Source organism: Kutzneria buriramensis (assembly GCF_003387475.1).
GTDB classification, from domain to species: Bacteria; Actinomycetota; Actinomycetes; order Mycobacteriales; family Pseudonocardiaceae; genus Kutzneria; species Kutzneria buriramensis.
Genome location: NZ_QUNO01000015.1, coordinates 282,056 through 303,551 on the forward strand (window position 1 = coordinate 282,056; position 21,496 = coordinate 303,551).

The 21,496-nt window shown below is 71.7% G+C and carries 21 protein-coding genes; 7 read left to right on the forward strand and 14 right to left on the reverse strand.

Going from position 1 to position 21,496, the window contains the following annotated elements:
• Position 1: 1 nt before the first annotated feature.
• The gene (locus tag BCF44_RS55970; protein ID WP_170217964.1) at positions 2-544 is read right to left on the reverse strand and encodes a hypothetical protein; all 543 of its coding nucleotides are present in this window, start codon (positions 542-544) and stop codon (positions 2-4) included.
• Positions 545-593: 49 nt separating this feature from the next.
• Here BCF44_RS55970 and BCF44_RS38270 point away from each other — a divergent pair, with 49 nt between their 5' ends.
• Positions 594-950, forward strand: a complete 357-nt coding sequence (locus BCF44_RS38270) for a hypothetical protein (RefSeq protein WP_246016044.1) — start codon at positions 594-596, stop codon at positions 948-950.
• Here the strand turns inward: BCF44_RS38270 and BCF44_RS38275 are convergent.
• The 5 genes from BCF44_RS38275 to BCF44_RS38295 form a co-directional block, all read right to left on the reverse strand.
• Positions 944-1,612, reverse strand: coding sequence for a response regulator transcription factor (locus BCF44_RS38275; protein ID WP_116179371.1), 669 nt, complete (start codon positions 1,610-1,612; stop codon positions 944-946). The genes BCF44_RS38270 and BCF44_RS38275 overlap by 7 nt on opposite strands.
• A complete protein-coding gene (locus BCF44_RS38280; protein WP_116179372.1) occupies positions 1,605-3,542 on the reverse strand; it encodes a sensor histidine kinase in 1,938 nt (645 codons plus the stop codon). The genes BCF44_RS38275 and BCF44_RS38280 overlap by 8 nt, the downstream gene beginning before the upstream one ends.
• A gap of 126 nt (positions 3,543-3,668) precedes the next feature.
• Positions 3,669-4,997 (reverse strand): DUF4153 domain-containing protein, encoded by a 1,329-nt coding sequence (locus BCF44_RS38285; protein ID WP_116179373.1) that lies wholly within the window; start codon positions 4,995-4,997, stop codon positions 3,669-3,671.
• A 79-nt stretch (positions 4,998-5,076) separates the two neighbouring features.
• The gene (locus tag BCF44_RS38290) at positions 5,077-6,063 is read right to left on the reverse strand and encodes a HAMP domain-containing sensor histidine kinase (RefSeq protein ID WP_116179444.1); all 987 of its coding nucleotides are present in this window, start codon (positions 6,061-6,063) and stop codon (positions 5,077-5,079) included.
• 32 nt (positions 6,064-6,095) lie between these two features.
• Positions 6,096-6,782 (reverse strand): response regulator transcription factor, encoded by a 687-nt coding sequence (locus BCF44_RS38295; RefSeq protein WP_116179374.1) that lies wholly within the window; start codon positions 6,780-6,782, stop codon positions 6,096-6,098.
• A 33-nt stretch (positions 6,783-6,815) separates the two neighbouring features.
• Here BCF44_RS38295 and BCF44_RS38300 point away from each other — a divergent pair, with 33 nt between their 5' ends.
• Positions 6,816-8,306 (forward strand): serine/threonine-protein kinase, encoded by a 1,491-nt coding sequence (locus tag BCF44_RS38300; RefSeq protein ID WP_116179375.1) that lies wholly within the window; start codon positions 6,816-6,818, stop codon positions 8,304-8,306.
• 156 nt (positions 8,307-8,462) lie between these two features.
• Here BCF44_RS38300 and BCF44_RS38305 read toward each other — a convergent pair whose 3' ends face one another.
• Positions 8,463-11,786: an indolepyruvate ferredoxin oxidoreductase family protein gene (locus BCF44_RS38305; RefSeq protein WP_246016045.1), complete on the reverse strand. Its 3,324-nt coding sequence runs from the start codon at positions 11,784-11,786 to the stop codon at positions 8,463-8,465.
• 130 nt (positions 11,787-11,916) lie between these two features.
• Between BCF44_RS38305 and BCF44_RS38310 the strand changes: the two genes are divergently transcribed.
• Together BCF44_RS38310 and BCF44_RS38315 are read left to right on the forward strand one after the other, a co-directional pair.
• Positions 11,917-12,384, forward strand: a complete 468-nt coding sequence (locus BCF44_RS38310) for an Lrp/AsnC family transcriptional regulator (RefSeq protein ID WP_116179446.1) — start codon at positions 11,917-11,919, stop codon at positions 12,382-12,384.
• A 165-nt stretch (positions 12,385-12,549) separates the two neighbouring features.
• Positions 12,550-12,756: a DUF6400 family protein gene (locus BCF44_RS38315; protein ID WP_116179376.1), complete on the forward strand. Its 207-nt coding sequence runs from the start codon at positions 12,550-12,552 to the stop codon at positions 12,754-12,756.
• On the opposite strand, the gene BCF44_RS38320 is transcribed toward BCF44_RS38315, so the two are convergent.
• Positions 12,757-13,200, reverse strand: a complete 444-nt coding sequence (locus BCF44_RS38320) for a DUF5997 family protein (protein ID WP_116179377.1) — start codon at positions 13,198-13,200, stop codon at positions 12,757-12,759.
• Positions 13,201-13,231: 31 nt separating this feature from the next.
• Between BCF44_RS38320 and BCF44_RS38325 the strand changes: the two genes are divergently transcribed.
• A complete protein-coding gene (locus tag BCF44_RS38325; protein WP_211353405.1) occupies positions 13,232-13,936 on the forward strand; it encodes a LysR family transcriptional regulator substrate-binding protein in 705 nt (234 codons plus the stop codon).
• 80 nt (positions 13,937-14,016) lie between these two features.
• Here BCF44_RS38325 and BCF44_RS38330 read toward each other — a convergent pair whose 3' ends face one another.
• Together BCF44_RS38330 and BCF44_RS38335 are read right to left on the reverse strand one after the other, a co-directional pair.
• Positions 14,017-14,865, reverse strand: a complete 849-nt coding sequence (locus tag BCF44_RS38330; protein ID WP_116179379.1) for an alpha/beta fold hydrolase — start codon at positions 14,863-14,865, stop codon at positions 14,017-14,019.
• A gap of 20 nt (positions 14,866-14,885) precedes the next feature.
• Positions 14,886-15,716, reverse strand: a complete 831-nt coding sequence (locus tag BCF44_RS38335) for an SDR family oxidoreductase (protein ID WP_116179380.1) — start codon at positions 15,714-15,716, stop codon at positions 14,886-14,888.
• Positions 15,717-15,821: 105 nt separating this feature from the next.
• Here BCF44_RS38335 and BCF44_RS38340 point away from each other — a divergent pair, with 105 nt between their 5' ends.
• On the forward strand, positions 15,822-16,211 hold the full coding sequence (locus BCF44_RS38340) for a winged helix-turn-helix transcriptional regulator (RefSeq protein ID WP_211353406.1): 390 nt from the start codon (positions 15,822-15,824) through the stop codon (positions 16,209-16,211).
• Positions 16,212-16,544: 333 nt separating this feature from the next.
• Here the strand turns inward: BCF44_RS38340 and BCF44_RS38345 are convergent, their stop codons facing one another.
• Positions 16,545-16,748, reverse strand: coding sequence for a cold-shock protein (locus BCF44_RS38345; protein ID WP_116179447.1), 204 nt, complete (start codon positions 16,746-16,748; stop codon positions 16,545-16,547).
• 303 nt (positions 16,749-17,051) lie between these two features.
• Here BCF44_RS38345 and BCF44_RS38350 point away from each other — a divergent pair, with 303 nt between their 5' ends.
• Entirely contained in the window at positions 17,052-18,110 is a 1,059-nt protein-coding gene (locus BCF44_RS38350; protein WP_116179382.1) for a hypothetical protein, read from the forward strand.
• Here BCF44_RS38350 and BCF44_RS38355 read toward each other — a convergent pair.
• From BCF44_RS38355 to BCF44_RS38365, 3 genes are read right to left on the reverse strand one after another with little or no spacing between them, the layout of a single operon-like run.
• A complete protein-coding gene (locus BCF44_RS38355) occupies positions 18,070-18,552 on the reverse strand; it encodes a sarcosine oxidase subunit gamma (protein ID WP_116179383.1) in 483 nt (160 codons plus the stop codon). The genes BCF44_RS38350 and BCF44_RS38355 overlap by 41 nt on opposite strands.
• Complete coding sequence (locus BCF44_RS38360; protein WP_116179384.1) at positions 18,542-21,250, reverse strand: 2Fe-2S iron-sulfur cluster-binding protein; 2,709 nt, start codon at positions 21,248-21,250, stop codon at positions 18,542-18,544. Before BCF44_RS38360 ends, BCF44_RS38355 begins: the two co-directional genes overlap by 11 nt.
• The gene (locus BCF44_RS38365; RefSeq protein WP_116179385.1) at positions 21,247-21,489 is read right to left on the reverse strand and encodes a sarcosine oxidase subunit delta; all 243 of its coding nucleotides are present in this window, start codon (positions 21,487-21,489) and stop codon (positions 21,247-21,249) included. Before BCF44_RS38365 ends, BCF44_RS38360 begins: the two co-directional genes overlap by 4 nt.
• Positions 21,490-21,496: the final 7 nt, after the last annotated feature.

Genomic DNA, 21,496 nt, shown 5'->3' on the forward strand with positions numbered 1-21,496 from the left:
GCTACCGCCGGCAGGCCGCGTTTGGGCCGAACGCACCACAGTGGATGGGGACGATGCGGATTCTTGTTCGCACAGTGACGATGGCGGCGCTCTGCGTGGGCGTCGCCGCGCCGGCGACGGCCTTCGCGGCGGTCGCGCCGCCGTCGGTGACCGTGGCCCCGGCCAGCGGTCCGGCCGGCAGCGACTTCACCATTCGCTGGGGCGGTTTCGCCGGATGCGGTTCGGTGGCTTTCACCTGGGCGGGAGCCCCCTTTGTGACCGGCACGTCGCCCGCCGGCGTCACCGGCAGCGGCAGCGTGGTGGCGACCGCGCCGGCCGATGCCAAACCCGGTACGTACGCGATCGCGGGCACCTGTACCAACCCGAACGGAGCCAAGGAATCGGGTGGGTCGCGCTTCACCGTTACGGTGACAACAACCACAACCACGACTCCGCCGCCGACGACGACAACCGTGCCCACGCAACCGGTTCCGACGACCACGCCGCCGCCGGCCACCATCCCGACCCGCCCCACCACGACGACGCCACCCGCCAGCACGACCACGACGACCACCACAACCGCCGACACGCCAACGAGTTCCGCGCCGCCGTCGGTGACCGACGAGCCGAAGACCAACGGCGGCCTGACGCTGGACCACAGCAGCGTCCAGCCCGGCGACCCGCTTTCGGCCTCCGGTACCGGTTGCGAGCCGGGGCACGACGTCACGCTGACTTCGGACGGCGAGCGAGTCGGCACCGGGCGTGCCGACAGCGGGGGCGCCTTCCACGCGCCGGTCGAGTTCACGAAGATCGAGCCGGGGCGGCACACCATCACCGCGGACTGCGGTGTGGTGCTCACCGGCGTCGTCGACCAGGCCGTGACCAGTTCCGCCAACGACTACTCGTCGACGCTGCTGGTGCTGGTGTTCTTCGTGCTGGGCGGGATCGTGTTCGTGCGCTTCGCCTACTGAGCCCGCAGATAGGTCAGCACCGCGGCGACCCTCCGGTGCAGCTGGGTCTCGGCGGTGAGGCCCAGCTTGGCGAAGGTGGCGTTGACGTGCTTCTCCACGGTCGACTCGGACAGCGTCAGCGCCTCCGCGATGGCCTTGTTCGTGCGCCCTTCGGCCATATGCCGCAACACTTCCAGCTCGCGTGCGGTCAAATCGCGCAAGGGTGAGCCGACGGCGCGGCGGTGGGCGCCGAGCAGCACCTCGACGATGCTGGGGTCCACAACGGACCGTCCGGCGACCACCTCGCGCACGGCCCGCACCAGCTCGTCCAGCTCGCCGACGCGCTCCTTGAGCAGGTACGCCAGGCCGTTGGTGCCGTGCTGGAACAGATCGAACACGTACTGCTCGTCGGCGTGCTGCGAGAGGATCACGACGCCGATGTGCGGGAACGCGGCCCGGATCCGGTGCGCGGCGACGATGCCCTCGGTCCGGTGCGTCGGCGGCATCCTGATGTCCGCGATGACGGCGTCCGGCTGGTGCCGCTGAACGGCGTGCAGCAGCTCGACGGCGTTGCCGACGGCGTCGAGCACGGTGATCTCGCCGCTGTCGGCGAGCAGCCGCCGGGTGCCCTCCCGAACGAGGTAGTGGTCGTCGGCGAGCACGACGCTCGTCGGTTCACGCATTGGTCGTCTCCCGCCGACGGTGTGGCAGCACAGCCCGCACCATGGTGCCGCCACCGGGCCGCGGCTCGATCACCAGGTGCCCACCGACGGTGTCGACCCGGTCACGCATCTCGGTCAGCCCCGATCCGCCGCGATAGCCGTCCGCGCAGCCGACGCCGTCGTCGCCGACCTCGATCTCCAGCCGGTCGCCGCCGCCGGCCAGCCGGATCGTCACCTGCCGGGCGTCGGCGTGCTTGAGCACGTTGGTCAGCGCCTCCGACACCAGGAAGAACGCCGACTCCTCGATGTCCGTGGGGAAGCGGCCCAGTTCGGGGGCGTCGATGGCGATCGGGATGGGCAGCCGGCGGGCCGTCGACTCGACGGCGGCGAGCAGTCCGCGGTCGGTCAGCACCGGCGGGTGGATGCCGTGCGCCAGCTCCCGCAGCCCGTCGATGATCCGGTACGCGTCGTCCTGGATGCCGGTCAGCTCGGTGTCGATCCCCATGCCGCGCCGGGCCTGGTTGCGGACCAGCCGCAGCCGGGCCACCAGCGCCACCAGCTCCTGCTGGATGCCGTCGTGCAGGCTGCGTTCGATGCGCCGCCGCGCGGTGTCCTGGGCCTGCACGATCCGTGCCCGCGACGCCGCCAGCTCCGCCGCCCGCTCGGACAGCTGCACGGCCAGCGCCGCCTGGTCCGCCAGCGACTGGAGGATGCCCAGGTCGGCGTCGTCCACGCCGCCCCACTCCTGGCGCGGCTCGACCAGCAGCCGGCCGACCAGCCGCCCCTGGTGCCGCAGCTCGAACACCAGCGGCTCGACGCCCGCCGGCGTGCCGGCCTGAGCCAGTAGGCGGTCGCCGGCGTGCATCGACGCGAACGGGAACCGGAGCGTGTCCACGACCAGGTCGCAGATCACCGCGGGCACCTCGGCCGGCGCGAGGCTGTCCCGCAGCCGGCCGGTCAACGACCGGGCGGCCGCGTACGGGGTCGCCCGCCGGCCGTAGATCAGCCGGTCTACTCCGGCGCCCACCCATCGTGAGAGCGGCACCAGCAGGGTCCCGGCCAGCGTCGCCAGCACCGCGACGACGGTCGCCTCCGGCGGCAGGAACGCCACCGCAGCGCCGATCGGCACCGCCAGCACGGCGACCACCGTCGCGCGACGCGCGGCGAGGTCCAGCCTGGACACCCGGTCGCGGGCGATGACCGTCACGAGCACCACCGGCCACAGCACCGTCATCACGTACGCCAGCGCGAACCTCGGTCCGGCGGGAAGCACGTTGAACGTCCACAGCACGCACTCCCCCTCCCACAGCACGTACATCGGGATCAGCAGCCCGGCCTGCCGGCGCTGCACCGGGTTCATCCGCCGGAACGCCACCGACAGGCCGCTGACCAGCACAAACGCGATGACCACGTACGGTGTCACGTACGGGTACCCGGCGGCGAGGGGCAGCCAGCCGACGACGGGATTCGGCACACCGTAGACAGTCGACGCCGTCGAGGACGACAGGAACACGTCCACCAGGGCGAACGCCGCCACCCCGCCGACGTACCACCGCCAGCCCCGGCCGGGGAGCCGCCCGTCCGGCAGCCACACCGCCAACGTGATGCTCACCCAGTTGCTGGCCGACAGCCCGAGCGCCAGCAGCCCCAGCTCGACGGTGCCGCCGTGCCAGGCCATCAGCGCCAACATCGCGAGGAACACCAGCACGCCGACGCCGCGGAGCAGCAGCACCCATGCGATCACCCGCCCGGCCCGCCGCGTGACCAGCGCCACCGCAGCCATCGAGAAACACACGGTTTCGATGGCCAGCTGCACGCCTTCCCAGCGGAAGGTCGGCACGACGCCCGGCGGCGTGCGCCAGCCGTAGATCACGGCCAGCGCGACCGCGCCGAGCACCAGCACCGCGGCCAGGCCGGTGGCCAGATCGATCTCCCTGGTGCGCGCGGACACGACGAGCTCCCCTCAGTGCCATCTGGAGGCTCGCCTCCAGATCCGACGGTGGCTCGCCTGCTCGTCAGCCGCGCGCCGCCGAGTCAGTATTGCCGAGTCGGTCACGGCAGGTCAGGGGGTTTGCCGTTACGGGCAGCCGGGGAAAGCACGCTGGGGGAGTTGGCGGGCGACGGACCGGCTGGCGTTCCACTCGCGCCAGTCGTCCGCCGACAGCGGCTGCCAGGGCGTCGCACACGCCTTTAGCCGGTCGGGCAGCCCGTCCAGCGCCGGCAGGATGTCCACCGACAGCTCCGACAGGTACAGCGTGTCCAGCCGCTGCGTCTGCTGCCAGCGCTGCACGTCCTGTCGCGCCACCAGGTACTCCGGGTTGAGCGCCGCCAGCACCAGCAGCGAGGCGACCGCCGTGCCGAGCATCGCCTTCGGCACCCAGCGGCCGCTCAGCCGCACGCCGGCGGCGATCACCAGCAGGTACACCAGGCCCAGCCACACCTCGCACACCTCAACCAGCAGGCGCAGCACCGTGAAGCCGTACGCCTCCTGGTACGCCCACATGCGACTCAACGCCGACGCCACCACGACCAGCGTCAGCACCGACAACGCGCCGAGGATTCCCCGCAGCCACAACCGATCCGCCGCCGACTCGCGCGGGGCGATCCGTGCGGTGACGCCGATGACCGCGAGCGTCAGCACCGTGACGGCGCTCAGCTGCCAGAAGCCGGTGCGGGCGTACTGGGCGTAGGTCAGGTCGGCGGTCCGCAGCACGTAGGCGCTGCCGCCGAACCAGGAAACCACCTGCACGCCAACGAAAACCGCGAACAGCGTCACCAGCATGCCGACCGGGACCGTCCACTCCAGCCGCCGCACCACCGTCGGCAGAGGCTTGATCTGTTTGGTGCGGACGAACGGCCTCAGCGCCCCAGCGGCGATCAGACCGCCGCCGCAGAACAGGAAAAGCGTCCGAACCGTGGAGGCCGCGTCCACCGTGGGCACACTGTCGCTCAGCAGCGCCGCGAAATCCGGGTCGGCCGCGCCGAACAGCGCCCCGAAGACCACCACCATGCCGACGCCGATCGAGACCGACACCGTCATCCGACCGCCGCCGCGGAACCGGCGGAATCCCTTGCCTATGGAGGGAAACGACGTCGCCGCGCCGGACACCAGCGCCGTCACGGAGCGGCCGCCGCTGACCGCGAGCGAGGCCGTGACCAGCGCCGCCAGCAGGCACAGCACGAACAGCCACTCGGCCGCCCGCAGCGTGCCGACGCCGACCAGCAGCACGGTCGCCGCCGCCCAGCCGACGCTGATCAGCTTCGGCCGCCGGATCTGCGTGCACACCACCACGATCAGCAGCAGCGCCGCGATCAGCCAGCCGATGCCGGGTCTGTCCAGCGGCACCAGCGCCGCCGTGAGCACGCCCGCCAGCAGGACGGGCCACGGTTTCGGGCTCGGGTTCATGGTGACTCCAAGGCAGGCGTCATCGCCGTCGCACCGCAGCGGTGGACGGGAACTAGGAGGAAAGATCAGGAAAAGACCGTCAGGCGTCCGGCAGCGTCACGCGGATGCGGCAGCCGCTGCGGCCGGGGTCGACCACGGCGATGGTGCCGCCGTGCAGGTCCACCACCCACTGGGCGATGGCCAGCCCCAGGCCGGTGCCGCCGTCGCCGGAGCGCTCGCCGCGGGTGAAGCGCTCGAACACGCGGTGCCGGTCGGCGGCCGCGATGCCGGGCCCCTCGTCGATCACCTCGATGACCGTGTGGTCGCCGTGTTCCGTGGCCAGCACCCGCACGAGACCGTTGCGGGGACCGTGCCGCGAGGCGTTGTCCAGCAGGTTGGCGACGACCTGGTGCAGCCGGCCGCGGTCGGCGTACGCGTGGGCGTCGGCCGGCTCGACCTTCACCTCGAACCGGGTGCCGCGGCCGGCGACCTCGGCCTCGGCGACCATGTCGGCCAGCAGCGGCGCCAGCGGCAGCCGCTCCCGGGCCAGCGTCAGCACGCCGGCGTCCAACCGGGACAGGTCGAGCAGCTCCTCGACGAGCCGCCCGAGCCGCTGGGTCTGGGCCAGCGCGGTGCTCATGGTCGACGGGTCGGCCGGGGTCACGCCGTCGACGATGTTCTCCAGCACGGCCCGCAGCGCCGTGATGGGCGTGCGCAGCTCGTGCGACACGTTGGCGATGAGGTCCCGGCGCTGCTGGTCGGCCGCGCCCAGGTCGGCGGCCATCTGGTTGAAGGCGGCAGCGAGTTCGCCGACCTCGTCGCGGGCGGTGGCCCGGACCCGGACCTCGTAGTCGCCGCGGGCGATGGCCTTCGCCGACGCCGTCATCTCGCGCAGCGGCAGGGTCATGCCGTGCGCCAGCAGCTGCGAGGTGAGCAGCGCCAGCGCGATGGCCATGATGGACGTGGCCGGCGGCAGCCAGCCGATCCGCCACCAGAAGAAGGCCAGCGCGGCGGCGCCGGAGACGACCACCACGATGCCCAGCTTGAGCTTGATCGACCGCGCCGGGTCCAGCGGCCGGGGCAGCATCCGCAGCAGCGCCACCACGCGGTTGATCACCTTCACCGCGGGACCTCCAGGGCGTAGCCGACGCCGTGCACGGTCCGGATCAGGTCCGCCCCGAGCTTGCGTCGCAATGCCTTGACGTGGCTGTCCACGGTGCGCGTGCCGGCGGCCTCGCCCCAGCCCCAGACCTCGGCCAGCAGGCGTTCGCGGGGGAGCACCGCCCGCGGCCGCCCGGCCAGGTGCACCAGCAGCTGGAACTCCGTCGGCGTCAGGTGCACCTCGTCGCCGGCCCGGTGCACCCGCCGCTCGACCACGTCGATCACCAGGTCGGCGAGCACGATCTTGCGGCCGTCCAGCTGCGCGGCCCGGCCGGCCCGGCGCAGCAGGGCGTGCACCCGGGCCGCCAGCTCCCGGATGGAGAACGGCTTGGTCAGGTAGTCGTCGGCCCCCACCGCCAGCCCGACCAGCAGGTCGGTCTCCTCGTCACGGGCGGTCAGCATCAGCACCGGCACCGGCCGCTCGGCCTGGATCCGCCGGCACACCTCCAGCCCGTCGAAACCGGGCAGCATCACGTCCAGCACCACCAGGTCCGGCTGCCGGGCCGCCGCCATGGCCACCGCGGACGGCCCGTCCGCGGCGATGTCCACGTCGAAGCCCTCCGCCCGCAGCCGCGCGGCCACCGACTGGGCGATCGTCGGCTCGTCGTCGACGACCAGCACGCGCCGCTGCTGTCCCTCTCCCATGGAGCCGACCCTAGACGCGGGCCGTGGAGAGCGATGGCGGAAGATGTGAAGGTCTCGTGGAGGGGGTTCGGCAGCGTGAACCGGGTGGTGGCCGATCGGTACGTGATCGTCGGCGAGCTGGGCCGGGGCGGCATGGGCGTGGTGTGGCGCGCCGACGACCGGGTGATCGGGCGGCAGGTCGCGCTCAAGGAGATCCAGGTCCCGCCGGGCGGCATGGACCGGGTGCTGCGGGAGGCGCGCACCGCCGGCCGCCTGAACGATCCGGGCGTGGTCACGGTGTACGACGTGCTGACCGACCGCGGCTCCACGTTCGTGGTGATGGAGTTGGTGGAGGCCCCGACACTGGCCGACATCATGGCCGCGCAGGGTCCGCTGGACCCGAACCGGGTGGCCGCCATCGGGCTGGCGCTGCTGTCCGCGCTGGAGGTCGCGCACGCGGCCGGCGTCGTGCACCGGGATGTCAAGCCCAGCAACGTGATGCTGCTGCCGGGCGACCGCGTGAAGCTGGCGGACTTCGGTATCGCCCGCGCGATGGACGATCCCGGTCACACCGCCAGCGGGGTGCTCGGCTCGCCCGGATACATGGCGCCGGAGCTGTTCAACGGCGGCCTTCCCGGCCCCGCCTCGGACTTGTGGGCGCTCGGCGCGACCCTGTTCCACGCCGTGGAGGGCTTCGGGCCGTTCCACCGCGAGACGACCGCGGCCACCCTGCACGCGATCATGTACGAGGAGCCGCACCTGCGGCTGTGCCAGGGCCCGCTGGCCGACGTGATCATGGGGCTGCTGACCGCCGATCCGTACCAGCGGTGGTCGCCCGCCAACGTCCGGCAGGTGCTGTCCGGCGGGCCGCCGCTGACGCCGACGCGGCCGGTGGACCCGTGGCAGGAGGAGCCGAAACCGGGGCGGCGCAAGGCTTTTCTCATCGGTGGCGCGACCGCCGCGGTGGTCGCGGTGACGGCGACGTCGGCGGTGCTGCTGTCCAATTCGGGCGAACAGGACGGTGTCGCCTCGGCTGCGGCGATCACCTCCGCCACGACCACGACGGTCACGCCGGCGACCGTCGCCGCCACGACCACCACGACGACGCACACCACGACGAAGACCACCACCACGACGTCCAGCAAGCCGTTGGCGTTGCTGCTGCTGACCCGCTACACCAACCCGAAGGGCTTCCACTTCAGCGGCACGCCCAAGGTCGCGGTGCCGACCGGGTTCAGGATGGAGGGGGCGCTCGGCTCGCTGGTGGCGACGCCGGAGCCCGGCACGGTGAAGCTCTACGCGTGCAAGACGAAGGCCACCGACGACCACTTCAGCTCGCTGGACCCGACCGGCAAGTGCGAGGGGCAGACCACGCTCGGCCTGCTCGGCTACGTCTACGAGACCAAGCCGTCCGGCGTCGTCACGCACCCGCTGTACCGGTGCGAGTCCGCCGGCATGCACCTGGACTCGGTGGTGGCGAACTGCGAGAACCCCAAGGTCACCAACCAGGGGCCGCTGGGCTACGTGGTGTCCACCGGCGGCTAGCGGGTCTTCGGCCGGGCGGTGACGGCTTTTTTGACGTCACGCGCCGGCCGGCCGTCACGTAACGTCATGGTTGTCGCGCCCCTGTTTCACCCCCCGTAACGGGGTCGCGCTCCTGCTGCCCCGGCTCCTCCACCCTTCTGGAGCCGGGGCAGCCTCTTACCTGACGACCTCGACCTTGCCCAGTTTGGCGGTCAGCTCGCCGAGCCGCGCCCGGTACCGGTGCACCGACTCGACCTTGATCTCCTCATAGCCGCGCACCAGGTCCGGCAGCGCGGCGATCTCCAGCGCCAGCTCCTCCGGCGCGCCGCCCAGCCGGCCGACGACGGTCACGTACTCGTCGATCAGCTCCCGCTCCAGCCGGCGCAATGCGGTGCGCCCGAACACGTCCAGCCAGCTGCCGCGGACGCGGCGCATCGACCGCAGCACGCGGAAGGCCGGCCCGGCCGTGCGGCCCAGCGCCAGCTTGCGGCGCATGCCCAGGGCCCGCAGCAGCGGCGGGTGCAACATGAACCGGACCTTCGCGTCCGGCCCGAACTGCTGGCGCACCGCCGGATCGAGGTGCAGGCGCGCCACCTCGTACTCGTCCTTGTACGCCATCAGCTTGTAGAGCTGACGCGCCACGACCTCCCGCACGGCGTCGTTCTCCACGCGGGTGAGAACGTCGACGTACCGGCGGGCGTAGCGCGCGTCCTGGTAGCCGATCAGGTCGGCGGTCCGGTCGAGCGCGGCCGGCGAGTCGACACCGGCGAGGATTTCCCTTGCCTGGGCGAGGAAAGGCTCCGCGCGAAGCAGTCCGTCGTCGGCGGTCTCGCGGGCCGGCCACCCCGGTTCGAGCACCAGCTTGCGGCCGGCCCGGAAGGCCTGGACGGTGGTGGCGACGCCGACGCCGTTCTGCTCGATGGCCTTCTCGATGGAGGCGGCGCTCATCGGCAGCAGACCGGCCTGGTAGGCCGCGCCGATCACCAGGAAGTTGGCCGCGGTGGTGTTGCCGAACAGCTCGGCCGCCACCCGGAGCGCGTCCACGGTGACCATCCGGCCGCCGATCGTGCGCTCCGCGATCGAGCCGAGAAGCGTTGCGCTGGCCGGCAGAACCGCCGACGGGTCGGTCACGGTCGCGCCGGTCGGCGTCTGGCTGGTGGAGACCACCGCGACCGTCCGGTCCGGGGCGCAGCGGTCCAGATTGGACGGCGCCGTGGCGGCGAGCGCGTCGAACGCCAGGTACGCGTCGGCCGCGCCGAGCCCGACCAGGCCGGGACGCTCCCGGTGCTCCGGGCCGATCCGCAGGTGTGACACCACCGCGCCGGCCTTCTGGCTCAGGCCCGTCTGGTCCATCGCGCGGGCGTCCATGCCGTCCAGCAGCGCCGCCCCGGCCAGCACCTGATTCGCCGTCACCACGCCGGTTCCGCCGACGCCGACCAGCACCAGGTTGGCCTGCCCCGGCCGCTGCGCCGGCTCCGGCAGGTCGCCCGTCAGCTCCGGCGCGCGGACCTTCGCCTTGGCGGGGCCGGGAATCACCGTCATGAACGACGGACAGTCGCCCAGCAGGCAGGAGAAGTCCTTGTTGCAGGACGTCTGGTCGATCCGCGTCTTGCGGCCGAACTCCGTCTCCACCGGCTCCACGCTGAGGCAGTTGGACTTCGCGCCGCAGTCGCCGCAGCCCTCGCACACCGCCTCGTTGATGAATACCCGCTGTGGCGGCTCGGGGGCCTTGCCGCGCTTGCGCTTGCGGCGCGTCTCGGCGGCGCAGGCCTGGTCGTACAACAGAACCGTGGTCCCGGAGACGGCCCGCAGCTCGCGTTGTACGGCATCGAGATCGTCACGGTGCCGTACGGTCACGCCCCGCGCCCATGCCGTGCCGCGCGGGTACTTGCCCGGATCATCCGTCACCACAACGGTTTTCGCCACGCCTTCGGCGTGCAGCAGGTGCGTCACGCCGACCGGGTCGATCGCGCCCTCCGCGTCCTGGCCGCCGGTCATCGCCACCGCGCTGTTGTAGAGCAGCTTGAACGTGATGTTGGTGCCGGCCGAGATCGCCTGCCGGATCGCGAGGCTGCCGGAGTGGAAGAAGGTGCCGTCGCCCAGGTTCTGGAACATGTGCCCGGCGCCGCTGAACGGGGCCGCGCCGACCCAGGTCGCGCCCTCGCCGCCCATCTGCGTCATGCCGAGGCTGCGGTCCATGAACGTCGTCATCGCGTGGCAGCCGATGCCCGCGCCGGCCAGGGATCCCTCCGGCACGACCGTGGACCGGTTGTGCGGGCAGCCGGAGCAGAAGAACGGCGTGCGGCTCACCGGCGTCAGCGTCAGCTGCGGAGGACGCTTGCGCGGCAACGGATGCACCGCGTCCGCGCCGAACCGCTCGGTCAGGAACTTCGTCAGCGACAGGGCGAGCCGGTCGGCGTCGAGCTCGCCGTGCACCGGGATCAGGTCCTTGCCGCGCACCCGCGGCCGGGTCGGCAGGTCGTACAGGGCGTCCCGGACCAGCGGCTCCACCAGCGCCCGCTTGTCCTCGACGACCACGATCTCGTCCAGGCCGTCGGCGAACTCGCGCACCGTCTCCCGGTCCAGCGGGTGCACCATTCCCAGGCGCAGCAACCGGACGCGATGGATCTGCTCGTCGATGCCGAGCCGGTGCAGCGCCTCGCGAAGCTCCACATAGGACCGGCCGACGCCGACGAAGCCGATCTTCGCCCCGTCGGTGGCGCCCTCGATCCGGTTGATGCCGTTGGCCCGCGCGAACGCCGTGGCGGCGGCCAGCCGGCCGTCCAGCACCTCGCGCTCCATCGCGACCGCCGACGGGATGTCCACGCCCGGCCGCCGGGTCGGCGCCCACGGGCGGCCCAGCCAGCTGAACTCCGGCTCGTGGATCTCCAGCGGCGCGGCGACGTCCACCACCTCGGTGGCGTCGGCGATGCTGGTCAGCACCGTCATGCCGACCCAGGCGCCGCTGTACCGGGACATCTCGATGCCCAGCCGGCCCAGCCTCAGCACGTCCGCCACCGACGCCGGCGCCAGCACCGGCATCAGCGACTCGGCCAGCGCCAGCGCCGAGTTCGACGGCAGCGTCGACGACTTGGACGCCGGGTCGTCGCCGGCCACCACCAGCACGCCGCCCCGCGGCGTCGTGCCCATCCAGTTGCCGTGCTTGAAGGCGTCCGACGAGCGGTCCACGCCCGGGGCCTTGCCGTACCAGAGGCCGAAGACGCCCTCGAAGCTCGGGTCGGGGAGCTGGGTGCTCAGCTGCGAGCCGTAGACCACGGTCGCCGCGAGCTCCTCGTTGACGCCGGGCACGAACTTGATGTCGTGGCGGGCCAGCTCGTCGGACCGCTGGAGCAGGAGCTGGTCGAGGCCGGCCAGCGGCGAGCCCCGGTAGCCCGAGACCAGCCCGGCCGTGCGCCAGCCGCGGGCGCGGTCGGCCTCGCTCTGCTCGACGAGCAGCCGGGCGAGCGCGTGCACACCGTTGAGCAACTGCCGTTCGGACAACCCCGACACCTCCCTGCGCAGGTTGACCACGATTCCACGTCGCCGCGGGCCCAGACGCAAGATGAGGGTCGTCCGATTGAGCGATATGCTCAGCGAAGGTGGCCGAGCCGACGACGGGGTGAGCAGAACGGTGACTCTCGACACACTGGACCTGCGGATACTCCGTGAGCTGGTGCGACGGCCCCGCGCCGGCATCACCGAGCTGGCCACCATGCTCGGCGTCGCCCGCAACACCGCGCACGCCCGCGTCCAGCGCCTGGAGCGCGAGGGCGTCATCGGCGCACGCGGCCGCGAGGTCGACATGGCCGCGCTCGGGCTGGAGGTCACCGCGTTCGTCACGCTGGAGGTCGCCCAGGGCCGGCTCAACGAGGCCGTCACCGGGCTCAAGGCCGTGCCTTATGTCCTGGAGGCGCACGGCATCGCCGGCGCCGGCGACCTGCTGGTCCGGGTCGTCGCCCGCAGCAACCGCCACCTGCAACAGGTCGTCGCCGCCGTGCTCGCCTGCCCCGGCGTGCTGCGCAGCACCACCGCCGTGTCGCTCACCGAGCCCGTGAGCTACCGCGTTGATCCACTTTTCGGTGTCGTGCAAACGGAGTGATCTGGTCGGGTGGCATCGCGAGGTCGCGCCGGTCTGAAGGACTGCGGGCTGAGCCGAGGGAAGAGACCGGACCTTCAGCGACCGAGCCCCGCGCGGAACGCGCGGCAAAGACACCGTGACTCAGGCCTCGTTGCGATCACACGTCGCCGGCGCACACCCTGCGACATGGACTTCTTCATCGACCTCGAGGCGGAGGAGCTCCGCCGCCGGGCCGAGGTGATCAAGGCGGTGGGCCCCGACTGGGACCCGGCGGAGCTGCTGCGCGGCGAGATGGAGGCGTACCGCCTGCTGTTCTCGAACCTGGATCCGGGGCAGCGGGCGGTCTACGACCAGCTGGTCGAGGCCGGCGTCATCCCGCCGTACCAGGACTAGCTAGCGGCCCTTCGGCCCGGACCGGGGACCCCGTCGCTTGGTCTTCGCCGGGGCGGGCGCGGGCTTCGGCGGCTCGGCGGCCTTCTCCTTGAGCCGCTGGGTCTCCTGCCGGAACTCGGCCTGCGTCTCCCGCTCCCGCACCAGCCAGTCCGGGTTGCCGGCCTTCAGCTCGTCGATCTCGGCCGTGGTCAGCGGGTCGGTGAAGCCGGCCCGGGTCAGGCCGCCGATGGAGATGCCCAGCTTGGCCGCCACCACCTGGCGCGGGTGCGGGCCGTTGCGGCGCAGCTCCCGCAGCCACTCCGGCGGCTCGGCCTGCAGCGCGTTGAGCTCGTCGCGCGAGACCACGCCGTCCTGGAACTCCGGCGGGGTGGCTCCGAGGTACACGCCCAGCTTCTTCGCCGCGGTCGCCGGCTTCATCGTCTGGGGCGTCTTCTGCGACGTCATGGCCACAGACTACGGCCGGTAGGCTGACCTGGTGACAGCGCCCGCATCGTTCCGGCTCGCCTACGTGCCGGGTGTGACGCCCGCCAAGTGGGTCCGGACCTGGCGGGAGCGGCTGCCCGAGGTGCCGCTGACGCTCGTTCGGGTGACGGCGACAGAGGCACAGGACGCGGTGCGCGGTCGGGACGCCGACGCGGCGCTGCTGCGGCTGCCCGTTGACCGCACTGACCTGCACGCGATCCCGCTGTACACGGAGACGACCGTGGTGGTCGTCCCCAAGGACCACTTCCTGGCCGCCGCCGACGAACTGTCCGAAGAGGAGCTCGCCGACGAGATCGTCCTGCACCCGCTGGACGACGTGCTGGCGTGGGAGTCGCTGCCGGGCAAGCCGGCGCTGGAACGCCCGGCGAGCACCGAGGACGCCGTCGAGCTGGTGTCGGCCGGGGTGGGGCTGGTGGTGCTGCCGCAGTCGCTGGCCCGCCTGCACCACCGCAAGGACCTCACGTACCGGCCGCTGCTCACCGCTCCGGCCTCGCAGGTCGCGCTGTCCTGGCTGGCCGAGGAGACCTCGGATCTGATGGAGCAGTTCATCGGCATCGTCCGCGGGCGGACGGTGAACAGCTCCCGTGGCGCGCAAGCCGAACCGGCCAAGCCCGAAAAGCCGGCCGCCAAGCGACCGTTGGCCAGGAAGAAGCCGGCCGCCCAACCTCGCGGCAAGGGCAAACCCCGCCGCCGCTGACACCCCCGATGCAGGGAAGGACGCCTTACCCTCGATCAACGCGGGTAAGGCGTCCTTCCCTGCATCCCGGGAGCGCCGAGTCAGCTCTTGTTCGCCGCCAGGTGGGCCAGCAGCAGCGGGATCACCCGGTCCGCGGCCTCCTCCGGCAGCCAGTGGCTGGCCCCGGTGAACTCCACGAACTCGTACGGACCGTCGACCCAGGCGGCGGTCGCCTCCGCGGCGGTCCGCCCCAGCGCCCGGTCCTCGCTGCCCCAGAGGTACAGCGTCGGCGCGGACACCCGCCCGGCCGGGATGTCCAGGTCATCGGTGGCCACGGCCCGGTACCAGCTCAGCGCGGCGGTCAGCGCCCCCGGCTCGGAGAGCCGCTTCACGTTGCGCTCCACCAGTTCCGACGACACCGCGCCGCCGTAGGCCGCCCGCAGCCGGTCGCCGTTGTCGCCGAGGATGGCCTGCTCGGCCCCGCCGACCTGGCTGCGGAAGAACCGCACGTAATCGAGCTTGTCGTACTGCTCCTGGTCGGACGCGATCGCGGCGTGCAGCGCCTGCGGATGCGGCGTGGCCAGCACGGTGAACGACCTGAGCCGGTCGGAGTGCGCACCGGCCAGCGCCCAGCCGACGATGCCGCCCCAGTCGTGGCAGACGAGGTGGAAGCGGTGCGCGTCCTGGGAATCGGCGAAGCCCAGGGCGTCGGCCACCAGGTTGTCCACGACGTAGTCGGCGATCTCGGTGGGCCGGGCGCCGGGGGAGTAGCCGCGCTGGTCGACGGCCACCGCCCGGTAGCCGGCCTCGCCGAGCGCGACCAGCTCCTCGGTCCAGCAGTCGGCGAACTCGGGGTAGCCGTGCAGCAGCAGCACGAACTCGCCGTCCGCCGGACCGGCGGCGAGCGCGTCGAACACGTGCTCGCCGAGCGTGATCGTCAGTGATTCCATACCGGCGAGTCTGCCGGAGATCAGCGCAGCGCCGCCGCGATCGAGGACGCCAGCGACGTGGTCGGGTGCCCGATCAGCCTCGACAGGTCACCCGAGTTGTCGATCAGCGCGCCCTGCGCCAGGCTCTGGTCGATCTCCACCAGCAGGTCGACGACGTGCGGCGGCAGTCCGGCGTCGGTCAGGGCCTGCCGGTGCCCGGCGGGCGTCAGGTCCTGGTACGCGATCGGCTTGCCGACGACGTCGGTCAGCGCGGCGGCCAGGTCGAAGTAGCTCCACGCCACGTCGCCGGCGAGCTCGTACACCTTGTTCTCGTGGCCGGCGCTCGTCAGCACGGCGACCGCGGCCTCGGCGTAGTCGGCGCGGGCGGCGGTGGCCAGCGTGCCCTGCCCGCCGCTGCGGGCGAAGGACCCGGTCGCGGCGGCCTGCTGGAAGGTCGGGTCGTACATCTCCGTGTACCAGCTGTTGCGCAGGAACGTGAACGGGATGCCGGACTCGCGGATCATCTGCTCGGTCGCCTTGTGCTCGGCGGCCAGGCTCAGCGGGCTGGTGTCGGCGTGCAGCACGCTGGTGTACACGAGGTGCGGGACGCCGGCCGCCTTGGCCGCGTCGACCACGGCCCGGTGCTGGTCGACGCGCTTGCCGACCTCGCTGCCCGAGATGAACAGCACCTTGTCCGCGCCGTCGAACGCGCCGGCCAGGCTGGCCGGGTCGTCGTAGCTGCCGACCCGCGTGGCCACGCCGAGGTCGGCGGCCTTGGCCGGGTCGCGGACCAGGCCCACGGTGTCGGCGGCCGGGAGGCCGGACAGGACGAGACGGCCCAGGGCGCCGGTGGCGCCGGTCACGACGATCATCTGACTTGCTCCTTCGATCCAGGGCTGTACCGTCACGAGGATTGCACTAACTTTTAGAAAGTGCAAACCCTAGGTGTGTGCTGTGTGTGAGCTACCATGGTTGACATGAGCGAGCCCGCCGTGGAGGAGCAAGGCAGCCTCGAGTTCGACGTGTTCGCCCGCAACTGCACGTCGCGGGCGACGCTGGAGCACGTCACGGGCCGGTGGGGGATCCTGGCGCTGGCGGCGCTGCGCGACGGCACGCTGCGGTTCAACGCGCTGCGGCGGCGGGTGGACGGGGTCAGCGAGAAGATGCTCGCCCAGACCCTCCAGGCGCTGGAGCGGGACGGTTTCGTGCGCCGCGACGCGCAGGCCACGATCCCGCCGCGGGTGGACTACAGCCTGACCCCGCTCGGGGAGGCGACCGCGACCCGGCTGTTCGACCTCATCGAGTTCGTCGAGGACCGCATGCTGGAGGTCACCGCCAACCAGGCCGCCTACGACGCCAAGAAGTAGCGACCACCTCCGCGCCCCGCGCCGGCCGAATCGCCAGGTCCCGCCGACAAGCAGCCGCGAGGCCCTGTCGACGAGTAGCCCCGGGTCCCGCCGGCGACCAGTCGCGAGGCCCCGCCGACGCTTCGCACGGTTGCTGGCTTTCGACCGGCCGCCACCCGACGCGTCCACCCAGGAAGCCGACGCGGCCGGTCGAAAGCCAGCAAGGGCGAGGCGTCGGCTTAGAAGGGGCCGAGCCGCACGAGCGAAGCGAGTGCCAAAGATACAAAAGGGCCCCGCACCGGTGACGGAGCGGGGCCCTTCCTCTACGCCTGCTCAGATGGCGCGTACGCCTGCTCAGATGGCGCGGACCTGCTGGGCCTGCGGGCCCTTCTGGCCCTGGCCGATCTCGAACTCCACGCGCTGCCCCTCGTCCAGGGTCTTGAAGCCGTTGCCCTGGATCTCCGAGTAGTGCACGAAGACATCGGGACCGCCGCCGTCCTGCGCGATGAACCCGAAGCCCTTTTCGCTGTTAAACCACTTAACACTGCCCTGCGCCATACCACTAACTCCCTGTAAGCCGAGCCAGGCCATCACAACGAAAAGCCCCGGTCTCAGCGCACATCATGCCATCATCCGGGCCGTTCGCGGAGGCCGCGGCGCGGATGAGTTCGCGTTTCTCGCCCGATAGGGGAGTTTTCGCAGGTCAGGTGGTGTGGGCCCGGTACTGTGCGGCACCGCGGTCCCCGCGCGGCGTGCCTCGATCGGGCTAACCCGCGCCGCCGAACGGCCTGATCAACAGGCCTCCTCGGCGCTCGGGCGGCACCGCCGTGACACCATGGCGGCAGCATCTCAGGGGGAGACATGACGGACAATCCGGAGCCGCAGTTCCAGTTCCAGTACCAGCAGCCGTGGGCTCCGCCGCAGCCCGGCGTGATCCCGCTGCGGCCACTCGACCTGGGGGCCCTGTTCGGCGGCTCGTTCAAGGTCATGTTCCGCGAGTGGAAGCCGATGATCCTGGTGCCCTTCGTCGCCAACCTGGTCGTGGGCGGCGTCGAGGTCCCCCTGCTGGCGTCCGCCTTCGCCGACTTCCCCGACGTCACGCGGCCGCCGGTGACCTTCGACGGCGTCTGGCCGTTCCTGCGCGACATCCTGGTCATGGTGGTCGTCTCGTTGGTGCTCGGCCTGCTCGCCTGGCTGGTGACGCAGGTGATCGCCACCGTCACGGTCAGCCGGGCGGTGCTCGGCCGGCACACCACGATCGGCCAGGCGCTGCGCGTCGGTGCGCCCCGGATGCTGCCGCTGTTCGGCCTGGCCGCGCTGATCTGGCTGATCGTCGCGGCCTGTTCGGTGCTGCCGTTCACCGTCGTGCTGGTGCTGGCCGCGGTCGCCCGGTCCGCCGGCCTCATCCTGCTGGCCTTCCTGGTGGGGCTGATCGGCCTGTGCGCCGGCGCCTACTTCTACACCACGTTCGCGCTCGCGCAGGCCGCGCTGATCATGGAGCCGCAACCGGTACTGACCGCGTTGCGGCGGTCCCGCTGGCTGGTCCGCGACAACTGGTGGCGGATCTTCGGCATCACGCTGCTCGCCTCGCTGATGGTGTCGGTGGTGAGCTACGTGGCGCAGACGCCGCTCCAGTTCACGTCGGCCATCTCCAGCGCGTACACGATCAATCCGGCCGGTGAGGCCAACGCGGCCGAGCTGATCCGGTCGGCGCTGAGCCCGGCCACGATGATCGTCTACGTCTTCGTGACGGCGCTGGTCGCCGCGGTCGGCCAGCCGTTCATCAACGGCGTGACCACCCTGCTCTACCACGACATGCGCATCCGCAAGGAGAGCTTCCACCAGCCGCTGCTGGCGATGTCCCAGCTGCCCGACGACCTCAGCCCGCAGCCGACATCGCATCCCGAAGCCACGATGTGAGGTAGCCCGCGAACGACGGTCGCACCAGCAGCCGGTACGTCGGCGCGGCGTCGACCTGGTGCAGGATCACGTTCGCCCGGGCCAGCATGGTCTGGGCGCAGCGGCCCGGTCCGAACGCGCGCGGGTGCAGGTCGATGGCGCAGCCCTGCTCCAGCACGTCCCGCGCGTCCGGCCCGGACAGCTCGTAGACGACGCGATTCGCCGACACGTCCACGACCGAGCCGGGGGTGTCGCCGAGCGCGGTCCGCAGCTGGTCCTCGGACGCGCCGAACACCAGCCACTCGTCCGGGCCGAGCCACAGCACGGCCTCGGATCCGGTGTTGGGCACCACCGGCAGCGGCGTGCCGAGCAGCTCCCCGATCCGGGTCGCGGCCGGGGCGATCGGGTCGACGCGCAGGTCGACCTGCCGCGGCAGCGCGATTTCGCGCAGGTCAACCGTCACGGCGCGCCCCCTCCGGGTCGTAGAAGATCGGCTCGGTGATGGTCGCGGCGATCGTCCGGTCCCGCAGCGGCGCGAGCACGGTCCGCCCGATCAGCTGTCGGCCGCCCTTGACCAGCGCCAGCGCGAAGGTCCGCTCGAGGGCGGCGCTGTGGTAGCTGGACGTCACGTGGCCGAGCATCGGCACCGGGGGTGTGAGCGGCGTGTCCGGGGCGATCAGCTGCGCGCCCTCGGGCAGCAGCTCGTCCGGGTCGGTCGGCAGCAGGCCGACCAGCTGCTTGCGGTCCGGCCTGGTGGCGTCGGGGCGCTGATAGGAGCGCTTGCCGACGAAGTCCTTGCGTGGCGAGACGATCCACTCCATGCCGAGGTCCTGCGGGGTCACCGTGCCGTCGGTGTCCTGGCCGACGATCACGTACCCCTTCTCGGCCCGCAGCACGTGCATGGTCTCGGTGCCATACGGGGTCGGCAGTCCCGTTGCCATCACGGCGTCCCAGACCCGCGCGCCGGCGCGGCCGTCCACGTTGATCTCGAACGCCAGCTCGCCGGAGAAGGAGACGCGGGCGATGCGGGCCGGCGTGCCGTCAGCCAGAAATGCGTCCTTGAACGTCATGAAGTCGAAGGCGTCCTGGGAGCAGTCCACGTCCGGCGCGACGATCGCCAGCACCACGCGGGCCTGCGGGCCGACGACCGCGATCGTCGCCCACTGCTCGGTGACGGACGTGAACCAGACCTCGAGGTCCGGCCACTCGGTCTGCGCCCACTCCTCGAACCAGTCCAGCACCGCCGCCGCGTTGCCGGTGGTCGTCGTCGCGAGGAAACGGTCCTCGGCCACGCGCATCACGACGCCGTCGTCGAACACCATGCCGTCGGCCTTGCACAGCAGGCCGTACCGGCAGTGCCCGACCTTCAGCTTGGCGAACGCGTTGGTGTACACCCGGTTCAGGAACTCGCCGGCGTCCGGGCCCTGGATGTCGATCTTCCCCAGCGTGGACGCGTCCATCACCGCCACGTCGGTCCGCGCCGCCCGGCACTCCCTCAGCACGGCGGCCTTCATGTCCTCGCCGGGCTGCGGGTAGTACCAGGGGCGCTTCCACTGGCCGACGTTCTCGAACACCGCCCCGTTGCGTACATGCCAGTCGTGCATCGGCGTTTTCCGCACGGGGTCGTGGAGTTCGCCGCGATCCCTGCCCGCCAGCAACGCGAACGACACCGGCGTGTAGGGCGGGCGGTAGGTGGTCGTGCCCTGCGGCGACTCGGCGCCGAGCAGCTGCGCGATCACGCCGATCGCCGCGAAGCCGGAGGTCTTGCCCTGGTCGTGCGCGGTGCCGATGGTCGTGTAGCGCTTCACGTGCTCCACCGACCGCATGCCCGCCCCGGTGGCGCGCCGCACGTCCGCGACGGTCACGTCCCGTTGCAGGTCGACGAACTGCCGACCCTCCGGGCCGTCGACGAACCACACCGGGTGCGGGTCGGTTATGACTTCCCTTGCGGTGTAAGGGGCTGCTGGCTTCTCGCCGTCGAAGCCGGTCATCTTCGCCGCTTCGATGCCCGCGCTGAAGCCTTCGTCGAGGCAACCCGTCAGGTCGTACACGGCATTCGCGGCGCCCACGATGTGCTGTGCCTGTACGGACTTGTCCGGCACGAAGGCGGCTTTTCGCTCGTCGTAACGGGTCTTGCCCTGCGACTGGGAGAACAGGTGCACGGCCGGGTTCCAGCCGCCGGACACCGCCAGCACATCGCAGGCGATCTCCCGGTCGCCGACCCGCACGCCGCCGATCCGTTGCGTGCCAAGGGCCTGCCGTACCGTTGAGCCCGCGAGCACCTCGATACCCAGCTCCCGGGCGCGGTTCACGAGCTCCGCCGGCGGTTCGGATCGACTGTCCACAATGGTCGACACGCGGCCGGCGAGGTCGAACGCCGTCCCGTACGCGCCGTCGTTCGTCGTGGCCACCACGATGTTCTCGCCCGGCAGGGCCGCGTAGCGGTTGACGTACTGGCGGACAGCCGAGGCGAGCATGATGCCGGGCAGGTCGTTGTCCACGAACACCAGCGGCCGCTCGTGTGCGCCGGTCGCCAGCACCACATGCTTGGCGCGGACGTGCCAGAGACGGGTTTTCGACGCGCACGCAACGAAGTTCTGGTCGTAGTAGCCGAACGCCGTGGTACCGGTGAGGACCCTGGTCTCGGGGAGGGCGTCCAGTTCCTCGACCGCGTCGGCGAGCCAGTCCAGCAGCCGGTTCTCGGTCAGCAGCGAGCCGCCGAGCTCGCGCTGCTCGTCGGCGAGGATCGTGCGCGCCCCGGTCCGGCCGGCCGCCAACGCCGCCGCCACCCCCGCCGGGCCACCGCCGACCACCAGCACGTCACAGTGCGCGTTTCGCTTGTCGTAGCGGGCGGCATCCGGCTCGTCGGTGAGCCTTCCCTTGCCGCGCAGGGTGGTCGCCGCCAGGCCGTCGACCAGCTCGACGGTGGTGGCCAGCTGCATCGGATCGTCCAGCTGCACCAACGCGTTCGGCTCGTCCACGCCCGCCGCGAAGATCCCGCGCGGCCGCCCGAGGTAGGTGCTCGGCGCGACCGTGAGCAGGCCGTTCGCGATCATCGCCGACGCCAGTGTGTCGCCGGCGCAGCCCGTGTGCTCGATGCCGTCCACCGTGAAGCGCAACGGCTTCGTGCGGTCGATGCGACCGCCCTCGGGGAGTCTCATCGCACGATCTCGTGGGTAGCGGTGTTACGGACAAGGTTGAACCACCGGCGACATCCGGCCGAGTGCGACCAGCGCTCCGCGAACTCACCCTTGGGATTGTCCCGTACGAACAGGTATTCGCCCCACTGCTCGTCGGTCAACTCCGCCGGCCGCTCCGGGTACGGCACGCCGGCCTGGCCGCCGTAGTGGAACTCCGTCTCGTCGCGGTCGCCGCACCAGGGGCACGGGATCAGCAGCATCTCCTAC

Excerpts from the sequence above, each read along its gene's own strand:
- BCF44_RS38275 (WP_116179371.1), bottom strand. The coding sequence starts at position 1,612 with ATGCGTGAACCGACGAGCGTCGTGCTCGCCGACGACCACTACCTCGTT.
- BCF44_RS38320 (WP_116179377.1), bottom strand. The coding sequence starts at position 13,200 with ATGACGTCGCAGAAGACGCCCCAGACGATGAAGCCGGCGACCGCGGCG.
- BCF44_RS38365 (WP_116179385.1), bottom strand. The coding sequence starts at position 21,489 with ATGCTGCTGATCCCGTGCCCCTGGTGCGGCGACCGCGACGAGACGGAG.
- BCF44_RS38295 (WP_116179374.1), bottom strand. The coding sequence starts at position 6,782 with ATGGGAGAGGGACAGCAGCGGCGCGTGCTGGTCGTCGACGACGAGCCG.
- BCF44_RS38345 (WP_116179447.1), bottom strand. The coding sequence starts at position 16,748 with ATGGCGCAGGGCAGTGTTAAGTGGTTTAACAGCGAAAAGGGCTTCGGG.
- BCF44_RS38300 (WP_116179375.1), top strand. The coding sequence starts at position 6,816 with ATGGCGGAAGATGTGAAGGTCTCGTGGAGGGGGTTCGGCAGCGTGAAC.
- BCF44_RS38340 (WP_211353406.1), top strand. The coding sequence starts at position 15,822 with ATGAGCGAGCCCGCCGTGGAGGAGCAAGGCAGCCTCGAGTTCGACGTG.
- BCF44_RS38335 (WP_116179380.1), bottom strand. The coding sequence starts at position 15,716 with ATGATCGTCGTGACCGGCGCCACCGGCGCCCTGGGCCGTCTCGTCCTG.
- BCF44_RS38315 (WP_116179376.1), top strand. The coding sequence starts at position 12,550 with ATGGACTTCTTCATCGACCTCGAGGCGGAGGAGCTCCGCCGCCGGGCC.
- BCF44_RS38350 (WP_116179382.1), top strand. The coding sequence starts at position 17,052 with ATGACGGACAATCCGGAGCCGCAGTTCCAGTTCCAGTACCAGCAGCCG.
- BCF44_RS38360 (WP_116179384.1), bottom strand. The coding sequence starts at position 21,250 with ATGAGACTCCCCGAGGGCGGTCGCATCGACCGCACGAAGCCGTTGCGC.
- BCF44_RS38290 (WP_116179444.1), bottom strand. The coding sequence starts at position 6,063 with ATGCTGCCCCGGCCGCTGGACCCGGCGCGGTCGATCAAGCTCAAGCTG.
- BCF44_RS38285 (WP_116179373.1), bottom strand. The coding sequence starts at position 4,997 with ATGAACCCGAGCCCGAAACCGTGGCCCGTCCTGCTGGCGGGCGTGCTC.
- BCF44_RS38330 (WP_116179379.1), bottom strand. The coding sequence starts at position 14,865 with ATGGAATCACTGACGATCACGCTCGGCGAGCACGTGTTCGACGCGCTC.